At 70.4% G+C, this 10,006-nt stretch carries 10 protein-coding genes; 7 read left to right on the top strand and 3 right to left on the bottom strand.

Annotation, left to right across the window (positions count from 1 at the left end; genetic code table 11):
• Positions 1-319 precede the first annotated feature (319 nt).
• Entirely contained in the window at positions 320-652 is a 333-nt protein-coding gene (locus E6J59_15290; protein ID TMB17970.1) for a hypothetical protein, read from the top strand.
• Positions 653-945: 293 nt separating this feature from the next.
• On the opposite strand, the gene E6J59_15285 is transcribed toward E6J59_15290, so the two are convergent.
• A complete protein-coding gene (locus E6J59_15285) occupies positions 946-1,182 on the bottom strand; it encodes a helix-turn-helix transcriptional regulator (protein TMB17969.1) in 237 nt (78 codons plus the stop codon).
• A 146-nt stretch (positions 1,183-1,328) separates the two neighbouring features.
• Here E6J59_15285 and E6J59_15280 point away from each other — a divergent pair, with 146 nt between their 5' ends.
• The 4 genes from E6J59_15280 (at position 1,329) to hslU (ending at position 4,384) form a co-directional block, all read left to right on the top strand.
• Complete coding sequence (locus tag E6J59_15280) at positions 1,329-1,523, top strand: hypothetical protein (protein ID TMB17972.1); 195 nt, start codon at positions 1,329-1,331, stop codon at positions 1,521-1,523.
• Between the two features lie 86 nt (positions 1,524-1,609).
• Complete coding sequence (locus E6J59_15275) at positions 1,610-2,488, top strand: tyrosine recombinase XerC (GenBank protein TMB17968.1); 879 nt, start codon at positions 1,610-1,612, stop codon at positions 2,486-2,488.
• Positions 2,463-3,023 carry an ATP-dependent protease subunit HslV gene (gene hslV / locus E6J59_15270; GenBank protein TMB17967.1) on the top strand — a complete coding sequence of 187 codons (561 nt, stop codon included), beginning with the start codon at positions 2,463-2,465 and terminating at the stop codon, positions 3,021-3,023. The genes E6J59_15275 and hslV overlap by 26 nt, the downstream gene beginning before the upstream one ends.
• Positions 3,023-4,384 (top strand): ATP-dependent protease ATPase subunit HslU, encoded by a 1,362-nt coding sequence (gene hslU, locus E6J59_15265; GenBank protein TMB17966.1) that lies wholly within the window; start codon positions 3,023-3,025, stop codon positions 4,382-4,384. Before hslV ends, hslU begins: the two co-directional genes overlap by 1 nt.
• A gap of 158 nt (positions 4,385-4,542) precedes the next feature.
• Here the strand turns inward: hslU and E6J59_15260 are convergent, their stop codons facing one another.
• Together E6J59_15260 and E6J59_15255 are read right to left on the bottom strand one after the other, a co-directional pair.
• Positions 4,543-5,094: a hypothetical protein gene (locus tag E6J59_15260; GenBank protein ID TMB17965.1), complete on the bottom strand. Its 552-nt coding sequence runs from the start codon at positions 5,092-5,094 to the stop codon at positions 4,543-4,545.
• Positions 5,095-6,847: 1,753 nt separating this feature from the next.
• Positions 6,848-7,231, bottom strand: coding sequence for an SCP2 sterol-binding domain-containing protein (locus E6J59_15255; protein ID TMB17971.1), 384 nt, complete (start codon positions 7,229-7,231; stop codon positions 6,848-6,850).
• A 605-nt stretch (positions 7,232-7,836) separates the two neighbouring features.
• Here E6J59_15255 and E6J59_15250 point away from each other — a divergent pair.
• Together E6J59_15250 and E6J59_15245 are read left to right on the top strand one after the other, a co-directional pair.
• Positions 7,837-8,853 (top strand): lytic transglycosylase domain-containing protein, encoded by a 1,017-nt coding sequence (locus E6J59_15250; protein TMB17964.1) that lies wholly within the window; start codon positions 7,837-7,839, stop codon positions 8,851-8,853.
• Complete coding sequence (locus tag E6J59_15245) at positions 8,853-9,977, top strand: triacylglycerol lipase (protein TMB17963.1); 1,125 nt, start codon at positions 8,853-8,855, stop codon at positions 9,975-9,977. Before E6J59_15250 ends, E6J59_15245 begins: the two co-directional genes overlap by 1 nt.
• Positions 9,978-10,006: the final 29 nt, after the last annotated feature.

Raw genomic sequence — 10,006 nt, 5'->3', positions numbered from 1 at the left:
GGAATGTTGGTCGTGAAGGCGTGCGCCTCGTCTCGGGGCTTACCGGCGTAGCGCTCTCGGTGCCCGTCGTTGCCGGATTTGTCCTGCTCGGGGCTGCCGTGCTCGTCGGTCGGTCGCTCCTCGACGTGGGGCGCAAGCTGCTCGAAACGAAGTCGAGAGCACGAGAGCCGCTCAAAGCTGCATAGGAGAGGCGGACCGTCCCGTCCGCCCCGCCGCCGGCTACTACGAGACGACGAAGGGTGACGATGGCGTCGTCTGTTACGCCCGCACGAAGAACAGTGACCGTGCCTTCTCTTCGCATCCCCTACTCAAGGAGCCGATGGAGGTGTCCATGCCGCAACGCGGGGAGATCATGGTCGAACGCCTGACCGGCAACCGGGCGATGGTGATCGGTGTGCTGAGCCCCGAGGAAGTAACCTGCCGCTTCGGGGACGGCCGGCTGGAGGATCGCTTCACGTTCGAGCTTGAGCCCCTGCTGTCTCTACGTGATCCTCGGGGCGGGGGTCGATTTGTTCCGCTCGGCTCGCTGGTGTGGCTCTTCTTCTCGGGCTTCGTGAGCCGGTGGCTCCGGCAAGCCGCGCCGGCCTCCGTAACCGACCGCCTCCGGCTCGTGCAGCCGTCTGACTCTTCTCGTAGTTCCCTCGCCGTCTGAGACCGGCGCCCTGGCTGGAAGACGAAGGCAGCGTGATGGCGAAGACGGACGAACCCGTCACCCAGTTGGCAACCCGCATCCCCAAAGACCTTCACCGTCGTCTGAAGCTGCACTGCGTGACCCACGAGATCGCCGTGCAGGACTTCGTGGTCGAGGCGATTGAGGAGAAGCTCGGGCGGAAGGCGAGGCTCAAGAAGAGGCCGGCGTAAGAGGTCGCTGGCCGCTCAACCAGCCGCCGCGCACCCGAACATCGCTTTCAACTCAAGGAACTTCGCGAGTCCCGCCTGGGCTAGTCACGCGGCGGTGTCGTCGAGCGCCACACCACGCTCCCTCGCAAGCCGCTGGATAGCCTTCCAGGCGAGCTTGCTCGGACGCACGTGGTCGTTCTCCCACCGGCTCACGGTCGAGAAGGTCACGCTCAGGGCCTGCGCCAGCCCTTCCTGGGTGAGCCCGGCGCGGCGGCGCCAACCCCGGAGGAAGTGGCCGGCGTGCGGCGCGCTCGGCAAGGCCGGGAAGTGCGACGCCTCCATGGTGCTCAGATGAGGCGCTGCCTGATGCCTACTTGTCCACCGGGAGCGCTCGCCATGGCAGCGGGAGAATGCGCTCGCCAGGGAGCCTGCGTCAAGGAGAAAGCTAACAGGAGAAAGCGAAGCGGAGGCGCTTCACGCCGCACGCGCTGCGCCACACTTACGCCTCCATCCTGCTGTCGGTGGTTGAAGCGCCGATCACCTACGTGCAGCGCCAGCTTGGCCACACCAAACATCCAGCAGACCGTGGACGTGTACGGGCGGTGGATTCCCCACGCCAAGCGGTACGTGGACGGCTTGCGGCTTTGGCAACAAACGGCGACAAAACCGGCGGGGCCAGCTAACCCATGGATTTACCATGAGGCAGACCAGCACCAAGAGACAACCTCACCTTGTTCCGCCCGGGGTCGGTTGATACCATCGCGCTCGCATGCCGACAAGGACGGAGGACGTGCTCGCAGCCTATGCCGCGCATCTCCGCGCCGAGCGGCACGCCTCACCGCACACCATCCGCGGCTACCTGGCCGACCTGCGGCAGTTCCTCGCCTTCGCGGGCGCGCCCGGCGCCGTGCGGCCCGATGGGATCCGCCACTGGCTCCGCACCCTCGACGGCACGGCCGAGCGCGCGTCGATCGCACGCAAGCTCGCTGCGGTGCGCGGGCTCTTTCGCTTCCTCGCCGACCAGGGGCGGCTCGCCGCCGACCCGACGCTCGGCATCGCGACGCCGAAGACGTGCCGCAAGCTGCCGGCGCACCTGACGCTCGACGACATCGACCGGCTGCTCGCCACGCCGCGCGGCGACACGCTCGCCGGCCTCCGCGACCGCGCGCTGCTCGAGGTCCTCTACTCCTCGGGGCTGCGCGTGAGCGAGCTCACGGGCCTCGACTGGGAGCGGGTGGACGAGGAGGCGGGCCTGCTGCGCGTCCTCGGCAAGGGGCGGAAGGAGCGGGTCGTGCCGGTCGGGCGGCCGGCGCTCCGCGCCCTCGCCGCCTACCGCGCCCGGTGCGCCGAGGCGGGTCTGGCGGTCGCGGGCGGCCCCGTCTTCCGCAACGCGCGCGGCGGGCGGCTGACGTCGCGGAGCGTCGCACGCTCGATGGAGCGCTACGTGCTCGCGAGCGGCACGGCCACCAAGGCGACGCCGCATGCGCTGCGGCACACCTTCGCCACCCATCTCCTCGGCGCGGGCGCCGACCTGCGCGCCATCCAGGAGCTGCTCGGCCACGCGAGCCTCTCCACCACGCAGCGCTACACGCACGTCGACCTCCGCCGGCTGATGGAGGCCTATGACCGGGCGCACCCGCGGGCCTGAGCTGCGGGCGACCACCATCCTGGCCGTCCGCCACAAGGGCCGCGTGGTGATGGCCGGCGACGGGCAGGTGACGATCGGGCAGACCATCATGAAGCACAATGCCCGCAAGCTCCGCCGGCTCTACCAGGACCGCGTGCTGGCCGGCTTCGCCGGCGCCGGCGCCGACGCGCTCACGCTCTTCGAGCGCTTCGAGGCGAAGCTCCAGCAGGTGAGCGGCAACCTCCGGCGCGCCGCGGTCGAGCTGGCGAAGGACTGGCGGACGGACCGGCTGCTGCGCCGGCTGGAAGCCCTGCTCGTCGTCGCGGACCGCGAGTCGTCGCTCGTCGTGTCGGGCACCGGCGACGTGATCGAGCCCGAGGACGGCCTCTGCGCCATCGGCTCGGGCGGCAACTTTGCGCTCGCCGCGGCGCGCGTGCTGGTGAAGCACTCCGCGCTCGACGCGCGCCAGATCGCCGAGGAGGCGCTGCGGGCGGCGGCGGAGATCTGCGTCTACACCAATGCGCAGCTCGTGATCGAGGAGCTCGACGCGGGCTGATGGCCACCTTCACGCCGCGCGAGATCGTCTCCGAGCTGGACCGCTACATCGTGGGCCAGCGCGCGGCCAAGCGCGCGGTGGCGATCGCGCTCCGCAACCGCTGGCGCCGCCTCCACGTGCCGCCCGAGCTGCGCGACGAGATCGCGCCTAAGAACATCATCATGATCGGCCCGACGGGGGTCGGGAAGACGGAGATCTCGCGGCGCCTGGCGAAGTTGGCGCAGGCCCCCTTCATCAAGGTCGAGGCCTCCAAGTTCACCGAGGTCGGCTACGTCGGCCGCGACGTCGAGTCGATCATCCGCGACCTGACCGAGCTCGCCATCAACATGGTGCGTGAGGAGGAGAAGGGGAAGGTCCGGGTGCGCGCCCGCGAGCAGGCCGAGGAGCGGGTGCTCGACCTGCTGCTCCCGCCGGTCCGCGCCGAGCGGCGCATCCACGCCGTCGGGAGCGAGTCCGAGCGCAAGGCGGCCGCCGCCGAGGACTCCGCCACGCGCGAGAAGCTCCGCCGCATGCTGCGCGAGGGCAAGCTCGACGAGCGGCTCATCGAGGTCGAGGTGACCAAGCCCGTCTCGAACATGATCGAGGTCATGACGCCCCAGGGGATGGAGGAGATCGAGACCAACCTGAAGGAGATGCTCCAGAACCTCCTCCCCAAGAAGACCAAGAAGACGCGCATGCGCGTCCCCGAGGCGATGGAGACCCTCGCCCAGGAGGAAGCGGCGCGGCTGATCGACATGGAGGCGGCGACCAAGGAGGCAATCCGCCGCGTCGAGCAGTCCGGCATCGTCTTCATCGACGAGATCGACAAGATCGCCGGGCGCGAGGGCATGCACGGACCCGACGTGTCGCGCGAGGGCGTGCAGCGGGACCTCCTGCCGGTCGTCGAGGGCTCGACCGTCAACACCAAGCACGGCCCGGTGCGCACCGATCACATCCTCTTCATCGCCTCGGGCGCCTTCCACATCGCGAAGCCGTCGGACCTGATCCCGGAGTTCCAGGGCCGCTTCCCGATCCGTGTCGAGCTGGACGCGCTCACCCAGGCCGACTTCATCCGCATCCTGACCGAGCCCGAGAACGCGCTCATCCGCCAGTACACGGCGCTGCTCGCGACCGAGAGCGTGGCGCTCGTCTTCCGCGACGAGGCGATCGCCGAGCTGGCGAGCATCGCGGCCCAGGTGAACGACCGCACGGAGAACATCGGCGCGCGCCGCCTCCACACGGTGATGGAGCGGCTGCTCGACCAGATATCGTTCGAGGCGCCGGAGATGGGCGGGCGCGAGGTCGTGATCGATGCGGCCTACGTGCGCGAGCGCCTGAACCCGATCCTGCAGGACCAGGACCTCTCGCGCTACATCCTGTAGACGGCCGGGCGCCGCGGGCGAGTCGTCATGAGCGCGGGCCGCCGAGATCGCGGCGCTTCGCTGACGCCGCGCAATGGACGAGGTTGCGTCTTCCCCCGCTGCTCATGGCACGAGCCTATCGCTGCGGCCCCCGTCGCTGGGGTAGGGAGGGCCGGGCATCACGGCGGTTTTGGACGCGGTTTCCGGCGCGCCTGCCGGCGGCGCTCCAGCTCCATCAGGTCGCGGAGCGCCTCGGCGTGCGTCGCGAGGAAGAGCCGGTCCTTGTCGCGCCCGGCTCGTCGTTTCGACTCCACGATGTGGGCGAGGCGCGCTACCGGGATTTCCACCTCCCCAACACGAAAGACCCGTCGGCGCTTCCACACCCGCTCGAAGTCGAACCCGGCCATGACGAACGTGAACTCGACATCGAGGCCGGCGCCGTCTGTGGCGCTGGTGAGCGCCTGGTGGGCAACCACGCGTTCCGCGAGAAGGCGATCCCGCGGCCGATCGAGCGGCTCGTCCCCGCAGAAGAGGTCCAGGTTCAGCGCTTCGCAGGCACGCCAGGCGGCGAGCGTGTTATCGGAATCGGGCGGAAGAAACAGGTCGCGATCATGGGTGACGAACAGCGCCCTCGCGGATCGCGCATAGTAGTTCGCGCCCGAGAGCCCGATGACGACGAAGCGTACGCCCTCACGGTGCAGCCGCTCGACCAGGCGCTCGAACCCGTCCACCGCCCTCAGCGCGCTCGCGCGTAGTGATCTCGCCACCTGCGGATCGCGCGCTCAACCCAGCTCTTGTCCGCGCCGGACCGGTTCTGCGGCAGGGACTCGATCTTCCTCACCGCACGCAGGTATGCCTCGTCCAGCTCGATCGGGCCCTTCGCGGCCGGGCGCGCCTCGGCTCTCCGGCACCTCTTCATCGGACGCATGACGTTAGACGACCCGCCGCGGCGAGAAAAGGGCCGCGGGCCCCGCGCGGCCCACCCCCTCACCCCTCCTCGCTCCACCTTCGTCCACTCCTCCACGTCCCGCCGGAGGAGCGTGTAGTTGGTTGACCACCGAGTCGTGCTCGGCGAGCGCCGCCCGGAGCGCGTGCCGCTCGCGCCCGCGGCCGAGGACGAGCACGCGGAGCCCCGTCGAGCTTGACGGTCCGCCTTCATGGGCGGCCTTTCCGGGCGACGATGAACATACACGCCCGAAGGCGGACGTTCGCCTTGCCTCCGACTAGGACGGATCCCTCTTCGCCCTGGTCCAACCCCGCCTACTGTCCTAGTGTCACTGGCGCCATCGCGACGAGTAGCGCCGCCGCGATCTGTCGGCGGGAACAGCATCGTAAGACCCCAGGCGCGGGCTTCGGCTCCTTGGCGACGACGAGGTCACAGTCACGACCGGCGCGACCAACTGGAACGAGGTCTATTCGCTGCGAAGGAGACTGCGGCGGCGAGTGTCAGATCAAGTGGCGCCTTTCACAACTACACGTCTGCCTTCTCACCGACCCGAGGGCAACCGAAGGCGGCTCCAGCGCTCGTCAGGCAAAGCGCAACCGACCCGCGCTTGAATAAGTCTCACAAAGTGCGTGAAGTCATGGATATCGTCCCACGAATCCTTGGCCTCCGGCAGCGCCGCTGCTACTGCCGCGCGTAGTTCCTCGTCCAGTCTCGCGTCCCCACCGGGATGAGCGCGATCGCTCATGAGTACACCCGCAAACTGCCGTTGCCATCTAGCCCCTTCGTTGACTCTCCCCATGAGCTGGGTGCAGAGCGTCCCGGTTATGTGTGCTGTCATCCGGTAAGGGTGTCTCGACCCGGAACAGGAACGCCAGGCCGCTCTGACTCTCGTCCTATCCCGATGAACTTTCACGCCACTCGAGACATGGCCACAGGCGCTAGCTATAGATACAGTGCCGTTGTCTATTGTGAGGGTCTCTGCGGCGACCGCTTTGTCCGCGAGCCCGCCCTCCGTGACCACGAAGCGATACTTGCCAGGCGGGCACACGCGACGGGGTTCGGTCTCCGCGCTGGTCACCTCAAGCGCCAATGCGAGCATTGAGGCCACCCCCAACCAACACACTGCGCTCATGTCGAACATGCTACGTCTCGGACCCACCGCTATCAAACGCGTAAGCGTGTGAGGGCGGTCAGGCAACAGATCATACAGTGAGCATCACGGTCTTTCCCGTAACACGATAGGTATACCTACCCTAGCTAGGGCACTTGTACGAAGAGCCAAATGGGGCGTCATGTTGCGTCGGCGGTGGTCCGTGCGCCTGCCCGCCTCGGCTCCCGGGTCGGCGCTCTCGTGACAAGCCGCCTCGGGACAGCACCCAGCCCGCGCGCAGCGTCCGCGGGGGCACCGCCGCCGCGACCTTCGAGGGCGCCGAGCGCGGCGCGCGGCCGGGCGCTGTGCCTGCGTCGGCGCCCGAGCGGGAGCGCCGGCGGCGCCCCCGCGGACGCCCGCCTACGAACCCCGGGTCCCGGCCCCCGCCTCACCGCCGCGCCGGGAACCACTCGCCGATCTTGGCGAGCAGCGCGAAGTCCCCCTCGGCGCGGTAGAGCCCGTCCTGGAGCGCGCGCTCGCCGTCGAGCTCGCCGCGCGCGATCTGCAGCCACACCGTGTCCGGCGTGTACACGGTCAGGTCGGCCCGGGGCGCGACCCCCTCGAAGCTCCGGCATCTGCCGCGCGCGATGTCGAGGTAGTAGTCGCCCCGCTCGCTGCCGCTCACGCGGAACTGGATGCTGGCGCGCGTGTCGCGCGCCGCCCTGCGGTCGAAGACGAGCGGCATGCCCATGATGAGCGGCTCGACCGCGCGCGGGAGGGCGGGCGGGAAGAGCTTGAAGTAGACCGGCGGGAGCCAGAGGGTCGCAGTCATACCGACCCCGAAGATCATGAGGTTCGGGTAGAGGAAGGTGAAGTGCCAGTCGGTCGGCGCCCAGGCGGTGAGCCCCGCCGCGGTGAAGAAGAGGAGCGTCCAGTACACCGTCATCACGCGGCTCACGTCGTGGAACTCGGGCACCTTGAGCTGCCAGCGCGGGAGCTGCCGGCGCGCGTAGTAGTAGGTGAAGGTCTCGCGCCCGAGGAGGAACGGGACGAGCGCCGTCAGGCCGAGCGCCACGAAGAGGAGCGTCGGCGAGTAACGCTGGTAGAGCCGGAGCGCCGGCGCGACGCCGGCCCACGCGGCGATCGTGCCCGCCGCGAACAGGGTCCAGATCCCGGCGTCGAACTGCTTCGCCTCCCCCTGGCTCCGGGCGAGCGCGATGTACGCACTGTCCACCACAAGGGCGACGAGGAGCGCGTGGCGCACGCCGTCGGCGGCGAAGGCGGCCTTCCCGAACAGGTAGAAGTACACGAACACGGGGACGAAGCTGCCGACGTGCATGAAGAAGAAGCGGGCGGCGCGGCGCATGCTCCCGCCCGTGTACCGCTCCGGCGGCGCAAGCGTCAACGCCGTTGACGACGGCGACGTTGCCCGTCTAGATGGCGGCGGCAGCGATGGGGAGGCAGCGGCGGCGCGCGCGGCGGCGCGCATGGAGCGTCTGGGCTCGTCCCGGCAGCGAGGTGGCGGCGCTGCTCGCGACGGCGCTCGTCGGCGTGATCGCGGCGCTCGGCTGGCTCGCCGAGGCGGGCGCGGGGGCGAGCCCGTGGTGGCACCTCGTCCTCTTCGTCGGGGGCGTGCTCGTCCTCGGCATCGGCGCGGCGACGCTGCTGCGCGCCTGGCTCGGCGCGCGCCGCTGGCTCGCGCGCCGCGGGACGCCGCTACCGGCGGCCGCCGCGCTGTCGGTGGCAGGCATCGCGCTCTGGTTCGCCTCGGGTCCCGTCTTTCGGGCCCAGGTCGCGAGCGTCCGCACGCTGGTCGGCGGGCGCGCCGAGACCGAGCGGCTGACGCTCACGCACCAGGTCTACGCCGCCTACCGCCGCGCCGATCTGGCCGCGCTCACGCGCGTGCTCGAGCGCGCGCGCGTCTACGAGCCGACCGTGCGCGAGGCGGCCGCCGCCTGCGGTGTCGACGTGGAGGTGCTGATGGGCGTGGGCGCGGCGGAGTCCGCGTTCTACCCGCGCGACAGCGCGGACGGCGGGCGCGGGCTCTTCCAGATCACGGCGCCGCCGGCGGACGCGGTGACCGAGGTCCGGCGGCGGCTCGGCGTCGCGGACCTCGACCCCCTCAACCAGCGCCACAACGCCTTCCTCGCTGCCGCCACGCTCCGCCGTTACCTCGACGAGATGCACGGCGATCCCTTCCTCGGGCTCCTCGCGTACAACATCGGGCCGCGTAACGGCGGGCTCCGTGCCATCATGGAGCAGTACGGCGCGCGCGACTTCGCGACCATCCAGCCCTACCTGAGCACGCTGCCGCGCGACTACCCGATCCGCGTCCTGTCCGCCGCCCTCGCCTACCGCCTCTGGCGCACCGAGGGACGGCTACCGCGCTACGAGGACGACGCGCAGCACATCCAGAGCGTCGGCGTTCCGGGACTGACCGTGGCGCGCGGCTGATGCGCGGCCGCCATCGCATCTACCTCGTCCCGGGCTTCTTCGGGTTCACGAACCTGGGCGAGCTCGGGTACTTCCAGCACGTCCGCGAGTTCCTGCGCGCGCACGCGACGGCGGACGTCCACGTGGTGCGCACGCACCCCACCGCCTCGCTCCCGCAGCGGGCAGCGCGCGTGGTCGAAACGGTCGCGGCGACCATGGGGCGCGACGGCCCGGTGCACCTGATCGGACACTCGAGCGGTGGGCTCGACGCCCGCCTCGCGGTGTCGCCGGGGGCCTCCCTGCCGAGCAGGCAGAACGTCGAGCGCGTCGCGCGCCGCGTCACCACCGTGATCACGGTCGCCACGCCGCACCACGGCACGCCCCTCGCGTCGTTCTTCGCGAGCCTGCTCGGGCAGCGGCTGCTGCGTCTCCTCTCGCTGTGGACCGTCTACGTGCTCCGCTTCGGACGCCTGCCGATCTCGGTCGTCGTCAAGCTGGGCGCGCTCTTCGCGCGCCTGGACGATCACGTGGGCCTGAACAGCGTGCTCCTGGACCAGCTGTTCGGCCAGCTCCTGGCGGACTTCTCGCCCACCCGGCGCGGCGCGGTCGAGACCTTCTTCACCGAGGTGAGCAAGGACCAGGCGCTCCTGCCCCAGCTCACGCCTGAGGGCATGGACGTGTTCAACGCGACGGTCCGCGACCGGCCGGGGGTGCGCTACGCCTCGGTCGTGACGCGCGCGCGCCCGCCCGGCGTGCGCTCGACGCTCGCCGCCGGCCTCGACCCCTCGGCCCAGGCGACCCATGCCCTCTACCAGGCGCTCTACCGGCTCGCGTCGCGCTCGTCCCGGGGCCACGCACCCGCCCTCGCCCCCGCCCAGGTGCGCCGGCTGCGGAACGCGTACGGCACGCTCCCGGGCGCGGGCGCGAACGACGGCATCGTCCCCACCCGCTCGCAGCCCTGGGGCGGTGTCATCCACGCTGCCCAGGCCGACCACCTCGACGTGATCGGCCACTTCCACGACAGGGCCGACCCACCTCGGCACACCGATTGGCTCACGACGGGGAGCGGGTTCGACGCGGAACGCTTCGCGGCGCTGTGGGCCGACGTGGGAGGGTACGCCCTGGGACGCCGCCGGCTCCCCTGAGCTCGATTGCCCTCCTTGCCCCAGGTACT

The organism is Deltaproteobacteria bacterium (genome assembly GCA_005879795.1).
In the GTDB taxonomy this organism is placed as follows: domain Bacteria; phylum Desulfobacterota; class Binatia; order DP-6; family DP-6; genus DP-6.
The sequence above is the reverse complement of the archived record's forward strand: the minus strand, read 5'-3'. Positions and strand labels throughout refer to the sequence as shown.

What these genes read in the sequence shown, in the direction of transcription:
- E6J59_15245 (TMB17963.1), top strand. Translation starts at nt 8,853, where the DNA reads ATGCGCGGCCGCCATCGCATCTACCTCGTCCCGGGCTTCTTCGGGTTC.
- hslV (TMB17967.1), top strand. Translation starts at nt 2,463, where the DNA reads ATGACCGGGCGCACCCGCGGGCCTGAGCTGCGGGCGACCACCATCCTG.
- E6J59_15290 (TMB17970.1), top strand. Translation starts at nt 320, where the DNA reads ATGGAGGTGTCCATGCCGCAACGCGGGGAGATCATGGTCGAACGCCTG.
- E6J59_15275 (TMB17968.1), top strand. Translation starts at nt 1,610, where the DNA reads ATGCCGACAAGGACGGAGGACGTGCTCGCAGCCTATGCCGCGCATCTC.
- hslU (TMB17966.1), top strand. Translation starts at nt 3,023, where the DNA reads ATGGCCACCTTCACGCCGCGCGAGATCGTCTCCGAGCTGGACCGCTAC.
- E6J59_15285 (TMB17969.1), bottom strand. Translation starts at nt 1,182, where the DNA reads ATGGAGGCGTCGCACTTCCCGGCCTTGCCGAGCGCGCCGCACGCCGGC.
- E6J59_15255 (TMB17971.1), bottom strand. Translation starts at nt 7,231, where the DNA reads ATGACTGCGACCCTCTGGCTCCCGCCGGTCTACTTCAAGCTCTTCCCG.
- E6J59_15250 (TMB17964.1), top strand. Translation starts at nt 7,837, where the DNA reads ATGGCGGCGGCAGCGATGGGGAGGCAGCGGCGGCGCGCGCGGCGGCGC.